The following is a 26233-nucleotide window of genomic DNA, read 5'->3' as shown; positions in this document are numbered from 1 at the left end:
ATCAATAAACCCCCATTTCTTTATTACGATCTTTGATTTTATTTATTGCGTCTTCTACTTCTTTAGGCTCATAACCTTTTTGAATCATATTTTGACGTAATGCGTCAGTATCTCTACAGACCGCACCGCAAAGATCTACTGCATCTTTCTGAATTTGCTCTTTTGTATTTTTACCACCATATGTTGGTCCTGCTTGATGTACATCTTTAGGAACTTCAACTGCCGTCGCTTCATTGTAAAGTTGTTTTTTTTCTGCTTCAGATAACTTACGACCTAATTCCTTTTCCTTATTTGTTTTCAGAGCAGCAAATGATGGAATATGATCATGCTCTAGCCCATCCCCTACAACAGAACCTTTTTTTAATTCTCGATAAGAACTAACATCAAGAACTTTAACTTGTGTTGACTGGCTAGCCGCTTGGTCCATTAGCTTATTAGCTTGAGAAATATTTCCCGAACTATAAGCAACCTCAGCGTCTTTAACCAAAGTTAGAGCTGCTTTAGTTTCTACCTTAACAACTTTTCCACCAATTTTAATAAATTTGGTAGCTTTACCAACCACTGGTATTGTTCCAGCAACCGCGATAGCATAATCCCCCCAAGTTTCAGCATCTTTAAAAGCGATAACATCACCATAAGGAGTTGTAAATATTGCGATATCTTCTGGTAATCTTTTGAGATCCTCTCTTAAAGGATCATACATAAACTTACCATTGTTTATGTCATCAAAAAGCTGGATCGTTTCTTCTTGCGTTAAATAACCAGCTGCAGATGCGTGAAGTGTTGAGCTATAGTTTTCACTTGTTTGTGAAGGGAAGCCGATTACTTCACCAAACCCAAATATAGGAGACTCAGAGTTATTCTCAACCGCATTCTTACTACCACCAACGGCAGTATTAACATCAGAAACACCGCCGCCACTTGCTGCAGTTGCAAGTCCTGCAATAAGACCCGCTAGCGCATTGATTGTCTCTTTTTCTTCAACTGAAAGATGGTTCATGTCCTTATCTGGATATAAGCTATCTTTAATTATACCTGCTGCACGCTCACCGAGTCCAGCCCCTAGTGCACCCGAAAGCCCACTATTTCCTTGAAGCTCTGCAATCACACCACCCAAAATAGCATGAGCTATCGTGTTTGAAACTAAATCGACTTCAGGCTTGCCATCTTTATCTAATACAACCTTGCCATCTTTGGTTTTATAGGTGTTTTCTTTGATTAAAGTCGCTAAGTAAGGACCACTTGCACCAGCAAGTCCTCCCACCATATCGCCCGTAATTAAACCACTGATAATTGACGTCGCTGCATCAATTCCTTGACGAACGTTACTGCCCATTGCTGAGTAGCTACTATCACCATTCATATAACCATTATACACATACTCATAAATATCGTTATCCGTGATAACTTTGTCCTTATCCTCACTGGATAAAATACCTTTGATTCGGTCTTTCTCATCGCTATCTTCAAGAACTTTATTCGCCGCTGCTTGTGCACCTAATCGGTCTATATTTTGAACGACTTTAATTGCCTGATTACCGATATCCTTAACAAGCTCACTTTGAGTAATTTTATCTTGTTCTTTTTGTTTATCAAAAATTTGACCTAATGGATTATTGGCATTGTCAGTATCTCGGCTTAAATCATCAACATTTTGCTTTTGTTCATCTTGATTACGCACAATTAACGTGCCGTCTTCAACAGCAGACTTAGTAGTGCTTGAAGCGCTACCGTCATTATGATAGGAGCTGGGTAAACCAGCACCACTTGTGCCAATGCTCGCACTACTACTATCTACTTTAAAGTCCGCTTTGTTTTCAATATTTTCAAAACTAATGGTGCCAGTATCGAGTTTATTGTTTGATTTATCCTCAGCCGTTGAGGCAATTACCGCCCCTTTAAGGTCAGTATTATTACCAACCGTCACATCAAAGCCATTTTTGCCAGCAAAAATACCCGACTGGTCGGTGACGCTTGCCCAATTGCTATTCATCTCAGTTTTAGATAATGATAAATCAAAGCTATATCCCCCAAGACCTCCCGAACCACTAACCGAGGCAGATAACTTATCATAATCGTAGTTATCAGTATCTTGCAGGGACGCAATATTGAGGTTATTACCCACGTCCATCTTAACGCTGTCACCTTTTAACTGCGCCCCAACTAAGGTGGTATCATGACCCGTTTTAACCGTCAGGTTTTTACCGGCTTCAACAATCCCTTCACTCCACGCGCTGCCATCGGCATTTTCACGCTCACGGCTAAAGTTGGCATTACCGGTAAAGCGTAGCCCACTTTGGTCGCCACCGACCGTAAAGCTGATCCCCACGCCACCGCCGTAGCTTTTTTCATCTTTATCGCTGTGCTGGGTGTTAACGGCGCCAATGACGTTAACATCATGGCTTGCTTCAAGGCTAATATCTTGATCGGCTCTAACTTCACTGCCTTTCACCGTAATATCACCGCCGTTACCCTGAGTATCAACGGCCGCTTTAATGGTGATATTGTCAGCCGTTGGTGAGGAGTAATTTTCAATATCACGAAAATTAATGGTAATAGTTTATTAAGACGTTTTTGCTAACTTTCACGCTGTTAACTAGCCTTTTCAATCAAAAAACTGAGTTGGCTGATTAGTCCAGGTTTATTACTTTTTATCCTCGCAAAAAAGTAGATTAATCGTAGGAATTGCATAGTGGATCGCATATTTGAAAAATAATTGATTTAGTTCTGCTATAGGGATCGCAGAACTAAGATTAAAAATCTGGTAACTGTCAGATTAGATTTGAGCTAATACAACTAATCTTCTTTAATATATGAATCAAAAACATTAGGATCTTTATCGCTTGCAACTAATATTCTTCCACATGAAGGGCATTTATACACTTCTTTAGCTGCTTTATTATATAATTCAGTCAACTTATCCGCATATGAATCATTTCGTATTTCATCCCAAGCAGAAAGTATTTCTGAAAGATTTTTTAGAGGAATAAGATCATATAAAAAATCTTCTTCCATTGTGTTTACAGCCATTACATTACCACATGGGCATTTAAGTTTTGACATTTATTTAGCTCCATTATTAGGTCGATCATATCGATAAATTTGTCCTTTAGAATCTTGGAAGAATAAGGTATTAATATTCTTTGCCCCTGATTTACCCCAAGTCCTGTTAACTATTTCTGTTATTTGATTTTTTGGTAGATCCGCTTGAATAATTATAGAGGTTGTTTGTTGATTCTTTTTCTCTATCATTCCTAAAATAGTTTTAGAGTTAAGATTTTGAGGTGTATAAACATCAACCTTACCAACTCCTTCAACATAAAGATCTTGAGTTTTTACTTTATTTTGATTGACTTCTTTTTTGACAACGACATCATAACCTAAGTTTAAAAAACCGCTACCAGCTCTTATTTCATTAGCATTCGGAGTTGATCCTTGTTCAAAAATCATAGAACCCGTTTTTCCTGAATTAATATTCCCCATAGAATTACTACCTGGTGCAAGTTCAATTTGAGAACCTTTATCTGAAATAATACTTTCCGTTATTCCTGCCGAATTACCTTTAGGTATTAAATTAGAAGTTACCACCGGTGTTAATGTTAAAACACCATCCATAACTTTTAATACAGCATCTGTTGTAAATTTTCCTTCATGATATATTTGGCCAGCACCTTCACCTAAGGCATAACTTCCTTGAGCTGTATCAATAGCATTATAAATAGCACCAATATTGCCCGGAAAAAAATTCATCACAGGACGGCCAACTTGGCGTTCCCATTCGGTTCCTTGGATATATTTTTGAATAGCATACTGTTCTTGATAATACGCTTCATTTTCATCCTGAGGACGAGAACTTAATAATTTATCAAGTAAGGATTTATTTGCAATTGAATCCTTATAAGCATCGCTATACTGCCCCTTATGCTCATCATAACTTAAATATGGATAATCGTAATTATTAGCATGATAACCCCAATTTCCACTCAATAAATCTTTCACCGCTTGCGCCGCTGCTTGCTCTCCACTCATCCCTTCAATTTGTTTATAATAAGCAGATAATGATGCAGCTAATCTTTGTGCTTCAGCCTCTGTTAATGAGTTCGGATCTTTGTAGTATTTACCAACAAGATAATCACCTTTTTGATCCTTTTCATCCAGCATAAACATTTCTATTTTTTCAGATTGGCTTAAGAAACTTTCATTTCGTTTTTTTCTTAACTCTTCTAAACGGCTTTGATCTTGAGGACCCAAGAAATTATTCTCAACTGCATTCTTACTGCCGGCAACCGCGGTACCAACATCGCCAATATTACCACCACTTCCTGCGGCGACAGCAAGGCCACTGGCGATTTGCGCGAGGGCGCTGATATTGGCTTTTTCTTGTTCAGTTAACTCACTCGTTGTTTTACCAGGGTAAAGTGTATCACGAATAAATTTTGCCGCAACTTCACCCGAAACCGCACCAACACCGCCCGCTAACGCTGAGTTACCTTGCGCAGCTGCAACCGCAGCACCGAGGAGCGCATGAGCAATTAAATTAGCTGCTTTATCATCAGTCTTCCAATCTTTGGCCGCCTCATCATAATGACCGGTTTGCTTTTTAATTTGCTCAGCCAAATAAGGTGCACTGGCGCCTGCAAGGCCGCCGGTAATATCGCCACTAATAATGCCGATAACAATGGCGCTGGCCGCATCAAGCCCTTTACTAAAGCCATCGCCCATACTACCAATGCCATTTTTCTGCACCAGTTGATTGATGGTATAGTTTTCAATATCTTTGTCGCTGGCATTCTTACCTAAGGCTGCGATAGCAGCATCTTTTTGTTCGTTACTTACGCCACCTTGCGCTTTCAGTTCAAGCTGCGCCTCTATTTTACTGTATTTTTGCCCTAAGTTTTTACCTTGTACAACAATGTCCCGAACTAAATCGATGGCATCCATGCGGTCTTGTTCTTTTTGTTTATCAAAGATTTGACCTAATGGATTATTGGCGTTTTCAGTATTACGGCTTAAATCATCAATATTTTGTTGCTGCTCATCTTGATTACGCACAATTAATGTGCCGTCTTCAACCGCCGATTTAGTGGTGCTTGAGGCTTTGCCATCATTATGGTAAACCGATGGCATACCTGCTGTTGGTTGATAGCTATTGCCGCTTCCAACGCCAGCACTGATTGACACATGGTCGACATTAAAGTCGGCTTTGTTTTCAATATTTTCAAAACTAATGGTGCCAGTATCGAGTTTATTGTTTGATTTATCCTCAGCCGTTGAGGCAATTACCGCCCCTTTAAGGCCGGTATTGTTGCCAACGGTCACATCAAAGCCATTTTTACCAGCAAAAATACCCGACTGATCAGTCACGCTGGCCCAGTTGCTTTCCATCTGCGTTTTACTGAGTGAGACGTTAGCATCAAAATTACCGCTACCATAAGTATAACTGCCACTAACTGAGGTCGATAATTTATCATAATCATAGTTATCAGTATCTTGCAGGGATGCAATATTGAGGTTATTACCCACGTCCATCTTAACGCTGTCACCTTTTAACTGCGCCCCAACTAAGGTGGTATCATGACCCGTTTTAACCGTCAGGTTTTTACCGGCTTCAACAATCCCTTCACTCCACGCGCTGCCATCGGCATTTTCACGCTCACGGCTAAAGTTGGCATTACCGCTGAATTTTATTCCCATGTCACCGGAGCCAAATATCAGTCCAACCCCAATACTGCCACCATAGCTTTTTTCATCTTTATCGCTATGCTGCGTATTGACTGCGCCGAGCATCGTTAAATCGTGGCCCGCATCAAGGCTAATATCTTGACCAGCTCTAACCTCACTACCTTTAACCGTAATATTACCACCATTATCCAGCTCATTACCGCTTGCTTTGATGATGATATTGTCACCCGCCGACACGCCGCTACCAACAACATTATGCTGCTCTCGATTTTCCGTGCGTTCCGTTTTTTGCGTGCCAATAGATGCGCTTACACCAATGGAGGCTTGATGGTCTTCTAAACCACTTTCTTTAGCATATAAATCAAGCCCTGCATCAGCAAAAGTTAAACCCGATTTTATCGACTGTAGCGCAAGTAACGTGTCATTATCTTTCTTTTTCGCATTATCGATGGCTTTTTTCGCATCATAAATATCAGCCGCCGTACCGGTTAACGCTACCGTTAAGCCGGATTTTTCGTATTTGTACTCTTCTTTATAAGTCACCTTTGAATCATTCGATTCCAGCGTGACATTGTCACCAGTTAAATTAATGTCCTTTTTGGCTATGATATCACTGCCTTTAACCGACAGGTCTTTGCCGGCATTAATCGTAACATTGCCTTCGGTGCTACCAACGGTACTGGCTTGGTAACCTTGCGTGCGGTCGGTCTGTTTTAGGTCCTCTTTTTCTTTACCGTAAGAAAAACCTATATTACCGCCGCTCATTAAGCCTGATTTTTGTTTAATGGTTTGCTGATGGGTGTAATAAGACTCCTCTGCGGCATCAATCGTTACGTCGTTGTTAGCGGTTAAATTGACATCCTTGTTGCCAACAACTTGACTACCGGTTACCACTAAGTTATTACCGGCATTAAGATTAATACTATCAGCAGATAAGCTACTGCCTTTTTCTGTTATATTATCCTTCTGATAAATATCAATTCTTGTTTTACTACTTAGAATCCCTTTTTTAGTTTGCTTGAGATAATAATCAACGTCAGTGCTTTCTTGTGCAGAGATAATTTCAATATTACCCGCAGCTTGCATTGATAGATTCTTATTTGCAGAAATATTTGCCGCATTAGTTGTAATACGATTACCAGATGAAAAAGCCACATTGCCTTCACTAATAATTTCAGTCCCATTTGCTTGTGTTTCATCTGTTTTTCGATAATGATCCTTATTAAAAATAACGGCATATTTGTCTTCAGTTTGCATAGTGGATAATTTAATATCATTACCAGCATCAATGCTTATTAAACCATTATCATTAGTATTTGTAATAAGTGCTGAAGATAAATTAATATCATTTTGAGCATTTAGTTTTATATCCCCATGGGCCACTTGTAAACTAGAAATTCTATCTATATTAGTTGTAACAGAATTATTTCCTTTTGTTTGTGTGCTTGTAGTTGAAAGGAGATTTATATCTTGTCTTGCTGTTAATGATATTAAGTTATCCGCGATTAATTTTCCGCTGCTATTAATATTTTCATTAGCTTTAATAATAATATTATCGCTATACAGCAATCCTTGATTAGAGATATTATCAACGGTTATTCCTATTTCATTTTTGGCAACAATTGAACCATTATTATCAATCTGCTGACCATCAATTGAAATATTATTACCTGATAGTAATGAACCATCCGTTGATACTTTCGGTCGATTAACAATATATACTTGTGGAACAAGTACACTGATAGGCTCGCCATCAATATTGACTGTTTTTTCTACTAACCAAACAATATCTGTCGTTAATGATTGCATTTGCTCTGCAGTTAATGCAACTCCAATAGATAAACCATATTTTTCGGCAAAAACAACGCCATCATTCATTAGCCCTTTATATTGTTCTAAATCATTTGAATAATCACCTAAATAACGATTACCAGTTAATGAAATGATTTGTTCTTGAATAAGCTGCTGTTCATAGTAACCATCACCTAATCGCTTTTGAATGTTATTAGGTTCTAACTTTAATTGCCTAATCATGTAATCAGAATTTAGCCAATTTTGTTTATTTGTAAAACGAGGATCTGTTTCAACTAAGTAATTACTTTCGCTATTCTTATTTATATTATATAAACTACTATCGGGTATTTTAGTATTAGGCTCTAGAGTGCTAATCACTATTTGTGATAAATCATGTTGGCCCGCATTAATATTTGAACTTCCATTGCTATCAACAATCACATCAGTGGTAGCCTTATTTTCGGGCTGAAATTCATCGGAGTTTACAATTTGCTGATCTATAATATTTAAATTACTAATATCATTATGAACGATTTGATCAGCTCTAATATAGGCCGACTCAGACTTTGAAAAAGAGCCATTTGTATTATGCTTATGGAAAAACACTTTCCCTTTGTAAGCTGATCTTTCAGTACTTGGTAAAGCCTTATTCTTTAAGGTTTCGATTTCCATGACAAGATTATTGCCAGCAACAATTTTACTATTTTCATTTGTTAATACTTTACTATTGATTGATATATTAGCAGCCGAAGTAATCATTGATGAATCAGATTCTAAAAGAGATGTAATGTATTTTTCGATAGTATAATCATAATGATAAAACCATCTAAAATCTTCCCCAGTGCTTCTTATTTTTATTCTTCGGATTTCACTATTATTTTTCTCTGAATCGCTAAGTTCATCCCACGAAAGAAAAATAAATGATCCATTGCGGTTGACTTGGAATGTTAATTCATCTACTGAAAATTTTGAATCAGGTAAATCTTTTGGTTGAAAATAAATTACTCGCTCAGGTATATCCGTACTTAACTTTTCTTCTGTTGTTACCTTATTATTTAAATTTTCAATATTATTAGCATTAATGAACATATCACCGTGTGATTCAATCGTTGCCGAACTATTAATTATATTATTAGCTTGCTTTGTCACAATACCATTTTCATCAATGTCTCCACCAATACGTAAAATACCAACGCTCAAAAGTTTTGCATGACCTTCATTTTTTAACGTTTGAACTCCAATATTTAATGATTCTCTTGCTGCAATAATTGGTGCTATACCATTAATTGCTAAATTATTTAATTCATCACTTTTTATAAAAATATTTGTTCCATAGATTTTCGCAGAACTAATATTATTTAATTGCTTGCTTGATAATAAATAAAGAGAAACGCCGTTGAGAATGCCACTATTATTTAGAATATTATTATCAAGATAAACCATATCAGAACTTATTTCCGAATTGAGATTGTTCGTCAGTTGGTTACTTTTCAAAACGACTTTACTTCCAGAAATTATCTGGCCATCATTAATGATATCTTGAACTGACTTAATAGTGATATTACCATTAGCCAAAATTTTTGAATCATTAATATAAGTTTGATTAGTATTAATTGATAAGTTGTTTGCACTTTGAATATCATGCATACCGGTAAATGCATCTGTAGTGAAATTGATATTTCCAGCTAAATAGAAAGAGTTTTGATTAGTAATATTATCATCAACAGTAGCATTTAGATTATTTGTTGTTTTTATATTCGAAAATTGATTAAACCACTTACTCGCCATTACATCAAAGTTAGATGAGATAATATTATTATATTGAGTGCTTAGTTGTCCAACTGTAAAGGTTAAGTCCTGATTAGTAGTAATATTTGAATAATTTCCAAAATAAGAATTTGCTTTTATAGATATGGATTGATTAGTTTTAGCCGATATATTATTAGCATTAATTAAGTTAGCGCTAATTGATAATTTTTTTTCACCAATCAATGATGCATTATTAAGATCAATCTGATCACTAACTATTGAAATATTATCTTTTCCTTTAATTTCTGAACCATTAAGTGAAATTTTTCCACTTGATAAAAAATTAATTTCGCGTTCTGCAAAATAGCTACTATCATCTGTATTCAAATCATTTGATGATATATTGATTGAATCTTTAGTACTAAATATAGCGTTTTTATTATTAATTTGTTTAGCTTTAATCGTTATCATTTTAGACGAATTAAAGCTTGCGTTGTCTGCCAATATATTTATAGAGTTAATATTTAACGAAGCTAAGGAATTAAGCTTACTAGAAAGATTATTAAATTCTGCTGAGTTAATAACAATATCATCTTTGGCTTGTAGCTCACTATTGGCATTATTAAATAAATAATCAACACTAATAGTCATGTTACCGCCTGATACTAATTGGCTATGTTTATTGTCTAATAATTGACTCGCAGTAAGTTCTATTCCTTGCTCTGCGATCCAAGTACTACCCGCATTTTGAATGCGGCCCGCATCAATTTGAACTTTTCCTTGGCTCGATATCGATGAGTTTTCCGTATTAGCGATATCTGTCGCATGAAGACTTAATGCATCACTGCTGTTAATCGTTGTTGCTTGGGCTGAAACGTGTGCACCATTGATCGCAATATTGCCACCAACTAGCGTACTTTTATCTAAATTAACGGTATCATCTGCGGTTAAGTTGACTGATTTTGTGGCTAAATTCTGTCCAGATAAGGTCATATCTTTGGCTTTTGCCGTTATACCACCTATTGTAGTCAATTTACCATTTTCATCGATCCCTGCTGCAACAGTACTTTGCTTGCTACTATTAATCGTTTTAGCCGTTAATGCAATATCATTTTGTGCAATCAGTGTACCGTTATTATTAATCGCTTGCCGACTATCAAGATGAATAGTTTGTTTACTGTATATCTGTTTTTGATTATCAATATTTTGTGAGCTATTAAGCGTAATATCTTGCTTAGCCTGCATAGCGCCCGTATTAACAATTTTACCGTCAGTACTAATCGTTAAGTTGCCAGCACTTGCCCCTAAGCTGCCGGCATTATAAACACCAACGCCGCCCTCAGTGCCAATCAGTTTAATGCCGCCCGCGTACATGCCGCCTAGCGCGGCAACGTCAATTGCAACTTGCGGTTTATCATCAAGGCTATCAAGCGCCTCAATAGTTTGTAAATCATGGCTTACTTTGTTTTTACCTGCGATAACCGTTACATCATTGGCCCATAAGCTGCTATTAATATTAACCGTGCGGGCAATTAAATCGGTATAGTTTTGCCGTGAACTGTCCATGCCTTTGCCGTTAATGGTAATATTGCCTTGCTCAACCAAGTAACCCTTTAGCTGGCCGTTTTCAAATACGGGTTTACCGGTGGTTAATGTCGCCCTATCGGCGTTGATAAAGCCGCAACCATTACAGGTAATACCCGCGGCATTAGCGATAATAACCTGCGCTTTTTGACCTGCCACTTCGATATAACCGTTAAGTTGGCTGGCATTTTTAGCATTGATTTCATTTAAAATCACTTTGGCACTGCCCGAGCGAATTAAATTATCATTGCCTTTAATGTAACCCGCTAGCTCGGTATTTGACAGCTGGGCGCTATTATTTAAAATCACGCCTTTTTGTGACACATCAAACTGACTAAATTTATTATGTGAAACGCCGGCTTTACTCGCTTCTTGAACATTAATTTGCGTCGCGCCGTTGGCAGTTTGATTAACCGTTGGCCGCTGTGACTTATCAGCATTGTTATCAACAATGATGGTACTTGCGTAGCTTGCGGCATTAACGCTAACAAAACCCAGTGCAACGTAAGTTAAAAAACAAATTGGCTTTAAAGCCGCCGTGATGGTGTTATCATTGATTTTAGTTTCTGTCGCTTGTTGGCTGCTTCGCCCTTCACCTTGATGGCGTTTAACTATCTCACCAACCACCATTAACATGCCGCGGGCTTGATTAAAAATAATTCGGTAAAAATGCTTGTTCATAGTCCATTCCGTTTTTTATTCTTGTTGTTATTGTTATTGTTATTGTTGTTTTTATCGTTATTTTTCAAGGTGTGATGCACTTAATAACTCCAGTTAATATTAAAACCCAGCGTCACATCATCGGTTTTAAAACCATGGGGTTTATACAGTGGCGTGCCCATAAACGCATCATACGAAACGCCATAAAGGCTGCCGCGTAAACCAAGTGCACTACCGGCAAGTTTTTTACCTAATAAGTAGCCTGAATTAGCGCCAGAGACTTCGCCGTAATCAAGGCCTAAATAGAGTTCATTATTGAATGGCGTTGCTAAAGCCAGTTCATTACGAATATACCAACCACTATCAGCACTTAAACTCAGTTCACCATCAAAGCCTCTTACCGTCCAGCGGCTCCCAATTGAAAAACGCTCTGGCGGCGTTAAATCGCCACCACGGGTAAATTGACCTTGATAATCGAAGTTATAACGAAAGCTTTGCTCAGCAAGGGTAAAAGGCACATTTAAAGAGACATTGACATTAAAAATATCGGATAACGCGGTGCCATAACCGGTGCCCTCTTCTGGCGCCTGATGCGCACCAAACCAACGTACCCCTTTTTTATAACTAGCGCCTGCATCAAGGGTAATATTACCAAAGTAGTGACGGTGATTAATGCCTAAAATCCAACTGGTGGTTTTACGGCCCTGTACCTCAACTTCGGTATCATTAATGTAGTTGTGTGACTCTTTAAAGTTAAGCCCATAACTTAAAGTAGTTTTTTGCGATTCATTACGGTGAATAACCCGGCTTAGCTGCACATTGATATTACGACTTCGCCCGCTATATTGATAATCTGGCGTGCCAGCAACGGTTTGATTATAGGTATTGCTGCTTAGTGATGAACTTAGTGCCCAATAGCCCATCGGCACTGAGTATGAAAATAGGTAGTTTTTAGAGCCATATTTGCTGTTGCCATCCAAGTCGTGACCGCCAGAAACATAAAACGCATCGCTCATGCCAAGTGGATTGTCTAAATAGAGTGTAAGCCCACCTTGATAGCGCCCCGTATCTTTGGTGCCTGAATCATCAAGTGATGCGCCAATACGCCAGTATTTTGACTGCGTGCGGTTAATGACAATATCACTCTCGCCCGGGTTTTCACCGGGGACTAGCTGCATATCGGCTTTAACGGTTGGGATACGCTGTAAATTTTCAAGCCCTTGCTCAATATCACGTAAATTAAGCAGTTGCCCTTTGTTTACCGGTAAGGTGCTTTGTAAACTATTGTGTTTATCACTGCCGTCAGCATAATAGACATCCCTTACCGTTCCTTTAACCAGTAATAACACTAACGTGCCGCTCGTTAAGTCTTGCTCGGGAGCAACCACGCGAGTTGTGATATAGCCATAGCTAATAATGCGGTTTTGCAGTTCGCTCATTAATAAACCAATCCCTTCACCGCCAAGGCATCGCCCTATTGCTTGGTTTGATAACGGGTATAGCGGCATAATAAACGGCAAACTATCACGCTCACGCAGTTCAACGTGGTTAATGACAAAGCAGGGTGTTTCCGCCGGGAAATTAATTGTATTGGTTTTGACCCTCGCCTTTAATAATCGAATATCGGGCTGCGGCGATGCTAAACTGCCTTGCAATGCCTTTTGCCGCTCTTGCTGATAAATTAATTGCTGATCACTGATCGCTTTTTCAGCTAGCGTTGGTAACGGGGCACTGATACTATCAAATGATAAGGTAGTAAGACAACATAGCCAAAATAGTGGTTTTATTATTATATTTTTCACAAAAATTTAACACAAGTTTACAAAAAGTGCGCCATGCTAAAATAATGAGCACAAATTGTCCATAAAAAATGAATATTTTGTCATTAATTAACGCTCATTTGATTAAAATTACAACAATTTAAAAATAATTAATAAAATTAGTAAGTTAATTCTGTTAATTAAGTAATAATCAAATAAAGCATTACTAAATTAAAATGGGGGATTAGCTAGCTTAATAACGATAAACTAGCTAATTAAATAGCGCTATTTTTCACCGCTGAGGATTTTAGAGCGGTTTATAGATGCTTCAACCGCGTCCATAACTGCGGCTCTAAAGGATTTTTCTTCAAGAACTTGAACACCATCAATTGTTGTGCCGCTCGGTGAACAAACCATGTCTTTTAGCTCGCCGGGATGTTTACCGGTTTCCAATATCAATTTAGCCGATCCCATCACGGTTTGAGCGGCAAATTTGTAGGCTTGTTTTCGCGTCATACCGCCTTTAACGGCGCCATCGGCTAAGGCTTCAATAAACATAAATACAAATGCCGGGGCACTGCCGCCAACAGCGGTTGCGGCATGTACTTGGTATTCAGGCAATACTTCGCTAAGGCCAATACAATTTAAAAGCGCTCTTACAGTCAGCAGTTCTTCGGCTGAAACTTCTGTATTTGGTGTAATTGAGCACATTGCAGAATTAACTAATGCCGGGGTATTTGGCATAACTCGAATCACTTTTTGTTCGTAACCAATTACCGTTTCAATAGCTTTAAGTGTAATGCCTGCTGCAATAGAGACAACGACAGTTGATTTTTTAAGTTCTTTTTGGATTTCAACTAAGACTTCATGTACATTATTGGGTTTTACCGCAATAAAAACGATATCGGCTTCTCTGGCAACATCTTTAGCTGTTTCCGATACATTAATAGCAAATTGCTGCTTGAGTGAGTCAGTTGCTTCCGAGCTAATATCATAGACATACAGCTTTGATGGTAAGATAGTATCACTTGCTAAAATACCTTGTAATATTGCACTTCCCATATTGCCTAATCCAATAAATCCTATTCGTTGTTCCACTGTACTCACCTCTGATCATTAAATAAATTGAACTGCCAAAGTTATATAATGATTTAATTGAAATAGCAAAATATATTTTTGGCTTGAAAATTAATTTTTTTAATTGAATATTCGCTATTTAATTATATAGTTATTTACCTTGTTAATTTTTAAGGAAATATTATGTTTATTTTTAAATTAAGTTATCAGCAGTCACTTGATGAAGTTGAAAAACACTTACCTGAACACCGAAATTACCTTGATAAGTATTATGCATTAGGGCATTTTGTTGCCTCAGGCCCACAAGAGCCACGAACTGGTGGCATTATACTATGTCGAGCAAGCAGCAAAGAACAAGCACTTGATATTATGAGGGCCGACCCATTTTATTTACATCAAATTGCTAAATATGAGATCACCGAGTTTACACCGACTAAATATGCAATAGGATTTGATCCCTTTATTAAATAATACAATAAGTGATAGCACAATTTAGTTTTTAAAAAATTACACTATAATTAGGTATTACAACAATATTTTAACGAAACGGGCCTTTATGGCCTAAATTCCTAAAAAAGCGGCGATCGTTGTATTACTTTGTAGTTGCTGATAATTGCCATCAAATACAATTTTGCCCTCTACAATCACTAAACAGCGATTATTACTTGTTGCAATATCATCTAATTGATGAGTAACCATCAAAATAGTCAATTGGTACTCTTGCTGAATTTGGTAAAGTAACTCAAACATCTCTTTTTTAAGTTTTGGGTCGAGTGAAGAAAATGGCTCGTCGAGCAGTAAAATGGGGCGATGCTGTAATAAACAGCGCCCTATCGCAACGCGCTGCTTTTGTCCGCCAGATAGCTGCGTAGGATAAGTTGATAAATAAGCTTCAAGGCCAATTCGCTTAGCGATAAGCATTAATTGCTGCTGCTGTAAAGGCGTGAGCTTTAATGAGGGCGATAATCCTAATGCCAGGTTCTGTTCAACGGTTAGATGAGTAAATAAGTTGTTATCTTGAAATAACATCGATACAGGCCTTTTACTTGGCGCTGTATTGGTTTCATCTTGATTATTTAATAAAATTTTGCCAGAACGAGGTATAACAAAGCCAGCAATTAAACTGAGTAATGTACTTTTACCCGCGCCACTAGGGCCAAGTATTGTGATAAACTCGCCTTGCTCTGCGGTGAAGTTAAATAGCATTTTTTCGCTGTCGTAAAGATAAACAACCTCATTAAGTTCGATCATGATTGGAATACTCAAATAGTGTCATAAATAAAAAGCTGATTAGCAATAATAACAGTGCGCTAAATGATGCTTCTTGATAACGATAATGGCTAATTAGTTCATAAAGGTAATAAGGTAAAGTCATAAACTGCTGCCCACCAAATAATGCCACAATACCAAAGTCACCCATAGACATAATACAGGCTAAGGTGAAGCTATAAATAAATAATTTTTTTAGTGCTTTAAACTCAATAAGGTAAAAGTAACGTAACCCACTAATATTGAGTGATTGGCTTAAAAAATGATATTGTTTTGTTAAATCAGCTAATGGCGATGCCAACTGTTTTAAAATAAACGGTAAGGCTAATAAGCTATTGCTAATGATAACTAATATAAATATCACGCCATAAATATCAGTCAAACTATAAAATAGAATAAAGAAGCCGGCTGATAGTACCATACTTGGCACGGCTAAAATAAGTGATCCTAATAGCATTAATATCTCACTTAATTTATTTTTACCAATAAGTTGTAATCGGCTATTAGTCCATAACACTAAAATAGCTTGCAACATAGCAAGTATTGCTGAACATATAGCGATAATTATTGAGGTAGATGCTGCATTAACTAATGATTGGGTTAAAAATGAATAAGAAAAATAATAGATCCCTTCACAAAAAATAGCGAATAACGGCATAAAAATAAATAAGGCTCCAGCGCTAATGATGCTAAAACTTAAACACTTTTGCCATGCGCCGCTATTACCAATATAAGCTTTACTGTTATTAATCAGCAATGGGGCTTGCTTAGGCTCAAGCCGCTTTAATAGTAGTAAAAACCCACAGCAAAATAGCAGTTGAATACACGATAAAATGACCGCTTGGTTAAGCTCAAAATCGCGTACTGCTTGATAAATTGCAACTTCTATTGTGGTATATTTTGGTCCACCACTAAGCGCGAGCACCGTTGCAAAGCTCGAAAAACAAAACATAAAAATAAGCCCACTCAGTGGTAACAGCTGCTTAACTAATACCGGCAATTCTAAATAACGAAAGGTGTATAGCGCATTTAATCCAAGTTGCTCAGCTAACTGCCTTTGTTGATTTGGTATTAATAATAGTGACTGGTAACAATACTTACTGGCAAAAGGAAAGTTTAAAAATACATGGGCAATTAAAATGCCATTTAAGCCATAAATCGAGAATGAATAATCAATATTGAGATATTGAGATAATTTAGCAATCCAGCCATGATTACCATAAACCGCTAATAACCCAGTCACAACAACTAATGATGGCAATACAAAGGTGAGAGATAAAACGCGCAATAACCAAATTTTACCAATAAAATGATTTTGATATATCGCTTTAGCAAAAAATACCGCCAAGATGATAGAAATTAGTGTTGATAACGCTGCTTGTACAAAGGTAAATGAAAGTACTTGCCAAAGGTAGCTATCAAAATAAAACGCTTCATCGCCATTAATAAAAGCAAACTGCCATAACGCCGCCAATGCGGTAAAAATGATTGTGGCGATAAATGCCACAACAATTGCGCCAGGGATCAAGGCGCCTATTGACTGACGGCTTGTTGCCATTGCTTAATCCATTGCTTTTGATGACTAAATACTTCATTTTCATTAAATGATAAAGGCTTACTCACTTTGGGGATTTCGGCGTAAGCGTCTGGCACGGTGGTATTGATTGCCGGATACATAATATTTTTTTCAGCAAACAGTTGCTGAACGTCAGGAGTTAATAAAAAAGCGAGAAACTGCTTAGCTAAATCAGGCTGCTTTGTATATTTGGTCATGGCCGCGATTTCGATTTGCTGATAATGGCCTTCGCTAAATATTGCTGCTTGATAACGATGATCGTTATCATTAATAATGTGCACTGCGGGTGATGTGGTGTAACTTAAAACAAAGTCAGCCTCACCTTGTAAAAATAGGCCATACGACTCGCTCCAACCCTTAGTCACTGTTAATGTTTGTTTAGCGAGTTTTTGCCATACACTTGGCGCATCTTGACCATAAATTTTATTGATCCAAAGTAATAGCCCTAGCCCTGGCGTACTGGTACGGGGATCTTGATAAACAATTTTCCACTTGGGATTATTAAGCAGCTGGGCAAAGCTTTGCGGCGGTGAGGTAATTTTGTCTTTATTATAGATAAAAGCAAAGTAACCGTAGTCGTAAGGAATAAACTGCTCATCAAACCAATCGATAGCTAAGTTATCGGGTCGATTAATGTGATGAGGCTGAATCAAATCGGCTTTTTTAGCCATACTAATTAGGTTGGTATCAAGGCCAATAATCACATCCGCTTTGCTTCGTGAGCCTTCTAATCTTAAGCGGTTTAAAATCATTACGCCATCGTCAATACTGATAGTATTAAGTTGGCAGTCACATAGCGCTTGAAAATCTTGTTTAATTTTATTACCCGGCCCCCACTCTGATAAAAATGAGCTATAGCTATAGATAGTCAGCACCGGTTTATCTTTAGCATACAGTTGACAGCTAATTAGTAAGGTTATGGTGAAAAGAGAAATAATACGTAACATTTTGCCCTCTTAGCTATATATCGTCATAGATAACGGTATATAAATCAGATAAAAACTACACTTAATTTAAGACAAAAGGTTTGAGCTGATAAAAAATTAAAAAATATTAACTTTGATATACTCAATCCCTCCGCCGGTATTAGCCGGTTCAGGTTCGACGGGTCATGCTTACGCAACTCTCAGCTTAGGTTTTCACCAATTTGCTCCCCGTTGAGAACGATTTATTCTAGCGGATTAAATACTAAAGTAAATCATCTTTTACGTGGAGAATGACTTTTTTTACCTTTACAGGTATTATATGCGCCAATATTTTATCAATATTTAGGTAGATCCAAGTGAACATTCAATTATTATTATCTGACAAAATCAAACAAGCGATGGTTGCAGCAGGTGCACCAAGCGATTGTGATGCATTAATAAAGCAATCGGCGAAAGCGCAATTTGGCGATTACCAAGCAAATGGTATTATGGCCGCCGCTAAAAAATTAGCGATTAATCCTCGAGAATTAGCTGAAAATGTGGTTAAGCATTTATCAATTACCGATTATGTTAGTAAAATTGAAATTGCTGGGCCGGGTTTTATTAACCTATTTCTAAATGAAAACTGGTTAGCTAAACAAAGCGATTTGGCTTTAAATAATGAAAAACTTAATCTAACCTTAGCGGATAAACCACAAAATATTATTGTTGATTATTCAGCGCCTAATGTTGCTAAAGAGATGCATGTTGGTCACTTGCGTTCAACAATTATTGGTGATGCATCGGTGCGTGTTTTATCATTTTTGGGTCACAATGTCATCAAAGCAAACCATGTCGGTGATTGGGGTACGCAATTTGGTATGCTAATTGCCTACTTAGAAAAAATGCAAAATGAAAATGCTAATGATATGGCGCTATCAGATTTAGAAACGTTTTATCGTGAATCTAAAAAGCATTATGACGAAGATCCGGTTTTTGCCGAAAAAGCCCGTAACTATGTGGTTAAATTACAAGGTGGGGATGAGTATTGCCGCGCTATGTGGCGTAAACTTATCGATATCACAATGACTCAAAATATTGCCACTTACAAACGGTTAAACGTGACGTTGTCACTAGAAGATACCATGGGTGAAAGTATCTATAATGCGATGTTACCAGGCGTCGTTGCTGATCTTAAAGCGCAAGGGATCGCAGTTGAAAGTAATGGTGCAACGGTGGTCTTTTTAGATGAGTTTAAAAATAAAGAAGGCGAACCGATGGGCGTTATTATTCAAAAACGTGACGGGGGTTACCTTTACGCAACAACCGATATAACGGCGGTAAAATACCGTTATGAAGCGCTGCATGCTGATCGCATTTTATACTACATCGACTCAAGGCAGCATCAACATTTAGAACAAGTATGGTTAATTGCACATAAAGCGAATTATATTCCATCATCATTACAACTTGAACACCATATGTTCGGCATGATGCTTGGTAAAGATGGTAAACCATTTAAAACCCGCTCAGGTGATACAGTAAAACTTAATGACCTACTCGATGAAGCAATTGAGCGTGCAACGACTTTAATTAAGTCAAAAAACCCTGATTTAAGTCATGACGAGCTAGCAGCTATTGTTGATGCGGTAGCAATTGGCGCGGTTAAATATGCTGATCTATCAAAAAATAGAACCACTGATTATGTATTTGATTGGGACAATATGTTGTCATTTGAAGGCAATACTGCGCCTTACCTACAATACGCTTATACTAGGGTGTTATCGATTTTTCGTAAAGCGGAATTATCGGCCGATAATTTAGCGGGCCAAATTAGCCTTGAACATGATAAAGAGCGCGCTTTAGCGATTAAATTATTACAATTTAATGAGACGGTTAATATTGTTGCTAATGATGGTTTACCGCATGTACTTTGCGCTTATCTTTATGATATTGCTACCCTATTTTCAAGTTTTTATGAGCATTGCCCTGTATTATCAGCAGAGACTGAAGCACTTAAACAAAGCCGTTTAAAATTAGCGGCCTTGACAGCGAAAACATTAAAAATAGGGTTAGATATGTTAGGAATAAAAACTATCGAAAAGATGTAATGGTAGTAAGAGCGCTTTACAATAAGTAAGGCGCTTTTAATTTCATATGCCAATTATTAGTGCCCTGCAACGCTAGAAAAAAGATTAATAATAATTACCCCAAACATAATAAATCCCATTCCAATTAACGCAGCGAGATCAAGTGCTTGCTTAAAAAACAGCCAAGCAATTATGCTAATGAGTATAATGCCAATACCCGACCAAATTGCATAAGCAATCCCAACAGGGATCGTTCTAAGGGTTAATGACAATAAGTAAAATGAGGCGCTATAGCCGATAATTGCGATTATTGTTGGCATTAATTGAGTAAATCCGTTTGATAGCTTTAACGCAGAGGTGGCGATTACCTCACAAATAATTGCCAAAAATAGGAGTAAATAGGCATACATATTCGTTCTTCACCTTAATAAGAGTTAGATATTATTGGTCACATTAATTAAGTTGCAGTTTAAACTCACTCAATTTGTGTGTGTACGCCCCATTTTTTTGCAATAGGGTTAATGGTAGACTTTGCTAACCAATGATTAATCGCATTAAGTAGATCGCTATTTTGTAACTTAACCATATACGCTTTATAACTTTTAGTACCCGCAAATGGCGTTTTTGTTGCTAAGCATAAAGTACCCGGCTCAGAATATTGATAATGATAACCTTCAATTAAATCAGTTATCATCATATCCGCGGTTTTATCTCTTAACGCTTGAATATTATCAATATTATTTTTCACCCGAATAATTTGAGCATGAACAATATGAGTATTTACAAAGCTTTCATTTGTACCACCAGGATTAACCACAACTTTTATATCTGGCTGATCAATATGCGCTAAATCAATTAATTTAGGTGCCGATTGACAGCTTGCTAAGGCAATTTTGCCATTAGGAATAATTTGATCCGTTAATAAAAACTGCTCAGCCCTTGCTTTGGTGTAAGTAACGCCGCCCATTGCGATATCATATCTGTCATCGGCTAAGTCTTTGGCAAGCGTTGGCCAACTCGTAATAAAAAACACAGGGACTAAATTGAGTGATTTCGCTAAGTTTTTAGCCATATCAATATCAAAACCAACGAGTTTACCCTGCTTATTATGATAAGCAAGTGGTGCATAATCAGCAGGCACGCCGATTATCAAGATTCCAGAGGATTTGATCTGCTCAAATGTTCTCGCTTGTGCATTGTAAGTAAGCACCATTGTTAATAATACTAATAGTATTTTTTTCATCATTGTCCTTGTTATTTATGATCGACACTTTGGTACTAATTATTATTCAATATTAATCCTTTTTTCGTCTAGTAAAAATAAGTAAAACAAAAAATGACGATACTTACGCCACATAAAAGTCATTTTTTTGTGTGTATAACTGAATTTTTAAGCTATAATCGCGAGCTTTGTTATTAATTAATTTTAAACTCTATGCGTATTATTCTTATTGGTATCACTCTTTTTGCATTATTTTTTGGCGCAGGCAATCTTATTTTTCCTGTAATGTTAGGGCAACTTGCGGGCGATCATTTTGATCTCGCGGCTTTAGGTTTTGTTATTACTGGCGTTATGATGCCACTACTTGGTGTTATGGCGGTTGGGTTTTCGGGTGAAAGAGATTTCCTAAAAATTGCACAACGATGTGGTGTGGTGTTTGGGCTTATTTTTGCAACAACACTTTACCTAACCATCGGTCCTCTATTTGCCATGCCTCGTACAGGTAGTGTCTCTTACGAAATCGCGTTAAAACCATTTGTTGATGAAGAATCTAATTCTATTTATTTAGCCATATTTACAATTTGCTTCTATGGTATTTGTTGTTTTCTCGCGCTTAATCCACGAAAATTTATTGATATTGTGGGTAAATTTCTAACGCCAGTAAAAATCACATTCATTCTTATTCTAATCTTAGCCGCGCTAATATTCCCAATGGGTGAAATGTTACCTGCGGTTAATGCCGATTACCAAAATTTACCATTTTTTACAGGTTTTACCCAAGGTTATCTAACGATGGATACCTTAGCGTCTCTCGTTTTTGGTATTATTGTGGTACAAAGTATCATGAATTATGGTATCAAAGATAAAACGAAGATCATGATAGCATGCTTTAAAGCAAGCTTAATTGCCGGCGCAATCTTAGCCTTTTTCTATATATCGTTAGTTTATATGGGGGCAACGAGTGTCACTAAATTAGGGATTCTTGAAAATGGTGGTCAGATTTTAGCAAGAGTTTCTACCTATTATTTTAGCGCGTGGGGTAATCTGATTTTAGGTATAATGGTTACCGTTGCTTGTATGACCACGAATATTGGCTTAACCAATGCTTGTGCAAATTATTTAGTTTCACTCTACCCTAAGCTTTCTTATCGTCAATATGCAGTTATTTTCTCAGTTGTTAGTGCGTTATTTGCAAACATTGGTTTAACCTCATTGATTTCGTTTTCAGTGCCGGTTTTATCTATTATTTACCCTGTTACTATCGTATTAATTATTTTAATGTTCTTCCATCCACTATTTAATGGACGTAAATCAGTGTATGTTGGTGCGATTTATTTAACATTATTAACAAGTATTTTATTTGAAATTGACTCAGTTATGGAGCCGGGTTCTAAACTATCAAATTATTTACCTAATGTTGCAAAAATCTTCCAGCAACTAAATGATTTATTAATAGCGCACCTGCCACTTTATGAGCAAGGTCTTGGTTGGATTATTCCGGCATTGATCGGCGCAGTACTTGGCTATATTTATACCAAATGTATTGTTAAAAAATAATTGAATTGTAAATAAGGAAAATACGCTATGCCAAACCTGCAAGCTAAATTAGCCATTATAAAAGAAAGTATTATTACGATCCCAAATTACCCTAAAGAAGGGATTTTATTTCGTGATATCACCAGCTTATTAGAAAACCCACAAGCGTTTAAACTAACAATTGAATTGCTTGTTGCGCATTATAAAGATAAAAAAATCGATAAAGTGGTTGGTACTGAGGCGCGCGGATTTATATTTGCAGCGCCAATTGCACTAGCCTTAGGCGTTGGCTTTATTCCCGTTCGAAAACCCCATAAGCTCCCTCGCCATGTTTTTAAAGAAGAGTATCAATTAGAATATGGTACCGATACGCTTGAGATCCATACCGATGCGATCAAAGAAGGCGAACACGTCCTTATTATTGATGATTTATTAGCAACGGGTGGCACCGTTGCAGCTACCACTAAATTGATCCGTAAATCAGGTGGAATAGTTGAAGATGCAGCTTTTGTTATTAATCTACCCGACTTAGCGGGTAAAGATAAACTTACATCAATGGGCGTCAACTGTTTTTCACTCGTTGAGTTCGAAGGTCACTAACACTTCAACATGATTTCTTTAACGTTTTGATAATTAACGTTATACCGCTAAAAACCTCAAATAAATACGATTATTTGAGGCTTTTTTTATTATTTAATTTATTGTTTTAACTCATTTTTTATTGAAAATACTGATGTAATGTGTAAATCGTAACTATCTCATATCAATCATTTAAAACATTAAATATATAACGCCTTGAAAAAATTATTTTTATGATATTAAATGTCCGTAATTAAGTACCTATTTATTGAATAATATGAGGAGTTTAAATATGGATATACAAAATAAACCCAAAGGGTTACGCAAGTGTTGTATCTACTTAGTTGCAATAATCTTACTTTTAAGTAGTCTATTTTTAGTGATTAATGGGATCCGGTTAATCATAGTTGGCGGTAGTTGGTATTTTGCTTTAATGGGCCTTACCATGCTGTTTTGCTCGATTGCATTATTTAAATATAGACCGATTGGCGCAATTGTTTATGGTATCGCTTATGTAATAACAATTATTTGGGCATTAATCGAAGTTGGCTGGCAATTTTGGCCGTTATTCTCTCGACTCGCTGTATTAGGTGGTTTTGCGATATTAGTTGCGCTAATCTATCCTTCACTTATTTATATAACAAGAAATCAGAAGTCGTTAGGTGGATACCGATTAGCAAGTGTGCTTATCATCGTTATGATTATCTCATTAGGATGCATGTCTGTTGAACATAATGCTATCTATAAATCAATTGAAATCAGCAAAAATAACGTGACAAGTAAGAATGCACCAACGGATTGGCAGCAGTATGCAAACACGACCATGGGGACTCGTTTTTCTGGCGCAGAGCAAATAACTAAAGATAATATTAATGATCTTAAAGTTGCTTGGACATTTCGAACCGGAGAAATCCCAGAAAGTAACGGCTCTGGCGCTGAAGATCAAAATACGCCCCTGCAAATTGACGATACCGTTTATCTATGCACTGCTAATAATATTGTCATTGCTGTTGATGCTGATAATGGGAATGAAAGATGGCGCTATGATCCAAAAACCTCAGTGCCAAACTGGCAACGCTGTAGAGGACTTGCCTATTATAGCGATCAGAACAAAACGCATATAACAAGCACTAAACAAGATGTAGATGGCGCTAACACTTGCAGTAGCCGAATTATTCTAACCACGCTTGATGCAAGATTGATGGCAATTGATCCACAATCAGGTCAATTATGTAATGATTTTGGTGATGCAGGCATCGTTGATTTGAAAAAAAATATGGGTGATATTCCACCAGGTTATTACACCATCACATCAGCGCCATTAGTTGCCGATGATGTGATTGTTGTTGGTGGGCGCGTTGCCGATAATTTTTCTGTTGGTGAGCCTGGCGGCGTAATTCGAGCCTTTGATGTACATAGTGGTAAATTAGTTTGGGCATTTGATCCGGGTAATCCTGATACCAAAACAGTGCCACCATCTGGCCAAAACTATACTCGCGGCACCGTTAACGTATGGACAAGCATGGCTTATGATCCCGAGCTTGAATTAATCTATGCGCCAACAGGTAATGCAACGCCCGATTTTTTTGGCGGTGAGCGCACCAAATACGACGACGAATATAATTCTTCCATTGTGGCATTAGACAAAAAAACAGGCCAAATCCGCTGGAAATTTAGAACCGCGCACCATGATCTCTGGGACTATGATTTACCATCACAGCCACTGCTATACGATATTGCTAATAGTAATGACGAGGTAACGAAGGCGATTATCCAAACAACCAAATCTGGGCAAATTTTTATGTTGGATAGAGAAACCGGTCAACCTTTAGCCAAAGTAGAAGAGCACCCTGTTCCACAAGGCGATGTTGCAGGTGAATACTATTCTCCTACTCAACCATTTTCAGTTGAAATGCCATCAATTGGTAACGAAACCTTAACAGAAGCGGATATGTGGGGAGCGACTATCTTTGATCAGCTTCTTTGCCGTATTGATTTTGCAGGATCTGATTACCAAGGATTATTTACGCCGCCAGGAATGAGTAAAACGTTACAATATCCAGGCTCACTTGGCGGTATGAACTGGGGAGGTGTTGCCGTTGATCCACAAACCAATATTATGTATGTTAATGATATGCGTATTGGTTTAACTAACTGGATGATCCCGCGGGCTGATATTCCTGCAAATGCAAGTGGGATCGAGATGGGGATAGTGCCACAAGATGGAACACCATTTGGCGCCATGCGCTTACGGTTTATGTCACCCATTGGTGTACCTTGCCAAAAACCCCCTTATGGAACAATGACTGCTATCGATTTAAAATCTAAACAAATCTTATGGCAAAAACCGGTTGGAACACTAATGGATACTGGCATTTTTAATATTCCAATGCATATGCCTATCCCAATTGGGATGCCAACTATTGGTGGATCAATGACAACGAAGTCCGGCTTGTTATTTTTTGCAGCGACGCAAGATTTTTATCTACGTGCATTTGATAGTGCAACCGGCGAAGAAGTTTGGAAAGCACGCTTACCTGTAGGCAGCCAAGGTACGCCAATTACGTATATTTCACCTAAAACAGGTAAACAGTATATTGTTATTTCAGCTGGCGGAGCAAGGCAATCACCTAAAAGAGGTGATTATGTGATTGCTTATGCATTACCTGATAATAAATAGTCAATTTATCACTAATTAATCGCCCGCTTTGCGGGCTTTTTTATTTTAATTAAATGCATGAAAAATTATT

At 37.4% G+C, this 26233-nt stretch carries 15 protein-coding genes and 1 riboswitch; of the genes, 5 read left to right on the top strand and 10 right to left on the bottom strand.

What is annotated here, in order from left to right:
- Position 1 precedes the first annotated feature (1 nt).
- From RHO14_07185 to proC, 5 genes are all read right to left on the bottom strand, one after another.
- Complete coding sequence (locus tag RHO14_07185) at positions 2–2536, bottom strand: hemagglutinin repeat-containing protein (protein WVD72499.1); 2535 nt, start codon at positions 2534–2536, stop codon at positions 2–4.
- A 260-nt stretch (positions 2537–2796) separates the two neighbouring features.
- Positions 2797–3063: a hypothetical protein gene (locus tag RHO14_07180; GenBank protein WVD70138.1), complete on the bottom strand. Its 267-nt coding sequence runs from the start codon at positions 3061–3063 to the stop codon at positions 2797–2799.
- Positions 3064–11490, bottom strand: coding sequence for a hemagglutinin repeat-containing protein (locus tag RHO14_07175; protein ID WVD70137.1), 8427 nt, complete (start codon positions 11488–11490; stop codon positions 3064–3066).
- 80 nt (positions 11491–11570) lie between these two features.
- Entirely contained in the window at positions 11571–13271 is a 1701-nt protein-coding gene (locus RHO14_07170) for a ShlB/FhaC/HecB family hemolysin secretion/activation protein (GenBank protein WVD70136.1), read from the bottom strand.
- 243 nt (positions 13272–13514) lie between these two features.
- Positions 13515–14327: a pyrroline-5-carboxylate reductase gene (gene proC, locus RHO14_07165; GenBank protein WVD70135.1), complete on the bottom strand. Its 813-nt coding sequence runs from the start codon at positions 14325–14327 to the stop codon at positions 13515–13517.
- Between the two features lie 162 nt (positions 14328–14489).
- Between proC and RHO14_07160 the strand changes: the two genes are divergently transcribed.
- Positions 14490–14777: a YciI family protein gene (locus tag RHO14_07160; protein WVD70134.1), complete on the top strand. Its 288-nt coding sequence runs from the start codon at positions 14490–14492 to the stop codon at positions 14775–14777.
- 90 nt (positions 14778–14867) lie between these two features.
- On the opposite strand, the gene thiQ is transcribed toward RHO14_07160, so the two are convergent.
- From thiQ to thiB, 3 genes are read right to left on the bottom strand one after another with little or no spacing between them, the layout of a single operon-like run.
- Positions 14868–15557, bottom strand: a complete 690-nt coding sequence (thiQ, locus tag RHO14_07155) for a thiamine ABC transporter ATP-binding protein ThiQ (GenBank protein ID WVD70133.1) — start codon at positions 15555–15557, stop codon at positions 14868–14870.
- On the bottom strand, positions 15544–17133 hold the full coding sequence (gene thiP / locus RHO14_07150) for a thiamine/thiamine pyrophosphate ABC transporter permease (GenBank protein WVD70132.1): 1590 nt from the start codon (positions 17131–17133) through the stop codon (positions 15544–15546). The genes thiQ and thiP overlap by 14 nt, the downstream gene beginning before the upstream one ends.
- Positions 17109–18098 carry a thiamine ABC transporter substrate binding subunit gene (gene thiB, locus RHO14_07145; GenBank protein WVD70131.1) on the bottom strand — a complete coding sequence of 330 codons (990 nt, stop codon included), beginning with the start codon at positions 18096–18098 and terminating at the stop codon, positions 17109–17111. Before thiB ends, thiP begins: the two co-directional genes overlap by 25 nt.
- A gap of 108 nt (positions 18099–18206) precedes the next feature.
- Positions 18207–18318, bottom strand: a riboswitch (TPP riboswitch).
- Positions 18319–18433: 115 nt separating this feature from the next.
- Between thiB and argS the strand changes: the two genes are divergently transcribed.
- On the top strand, positions 18434–20167 hold the full coding sequence (gene argS / locus RHO14_07140) for an arginine--tRNA ligase (protein WVD70130.1): 1734 nt from the start codon (positions 18434–18436) through the stop codon (positions 20165–20167).
- A 56-nt stretch (positions 20168–20223) separates the two neighbouring features.
- Here argS and RHO14_07135 read toward each other — a convergent pair whose 3' ends face one another.
- A complete protein-coding gene (locus RHO14_07135) occupies positions 20224–20556 on the bottom strand; it encodes an SMR family transporter (GenBank protein WVD70129.1) in 333 nt (110 codons plus the stop codon).
- Positions 20557–20621: 65 nt separating this feature from the next.
- Entirely contained in the window at positions 20622–21389 is a 768-nt protein-coding gene (locus RHO14_07130; protein ID WVD70128.1) for a transporter substrate-binding domain-containing protein, read from the bottom strand.
- Between the two features lie 192 nt (positions 21390–21581).
- Here RHO14_07130 and brnQ point away from each other — a divergent pair, with 192 nt between their 5' ends.
- From brnQ to RHO14_07115, 3 genes are all read left to right on the top strand, one after another.
- Positions 21582–22925 carry a branched-chain amino acid transport system II carrier protein gene (brnQ, locus tag RHO14_07125; protein WVD70127.1) on the top strand — a complete coding sequence of 448 codons (1344 nt, stop codon included), beginning with the start codon at positions 21582–21584 and terminating at the stop codon, positions 22923–22925.
- A 27-nt stretch (positions 22926–22952) separates the two neighbouring features.
- Positions 22953–23504 carry an adenine phosphoribosyltransferase gene (apt, locus tag RHO14_07120; protein ID WVD70126.1) on the top strand — a complete coding sequence of 184 codons (552 nt, stop codon included), beginning with the start codon at positions 22953–22955 and terminating at the stop codon, positions 23502–23504.
- 271 nt (positions 23505–23775) lie between these two features.
- Positions 23776–26163 carry a membrane-bound PQQ-dependent dehydrogenase, glucose/quinate/shikimate family gene (locus RHO14_07115; GenBank protein WVD70125.1) on the top strand — a complete coding sequence of 796 codons (2388 nt, stop codon included), beginning with the start codon at positions 23776–23778 and terminating at the stop codon, positions 26161–26163.
- Positions 26164–26233: the final 70 nt, after the last annotated feature.

The organism is Orbaceae bacterium lpD04 (assembly GCA_036251935.1).
Taxonomy (GTDB): Bacteria; Pseudomonadota; Gammaproteobacteria; order Enterobacterales; family Orbaceae; genus Orbus; species Orbus wheelerorum.
This window is presented reverse-complemented; position numbering and strand designations above follow the sequence as displayed.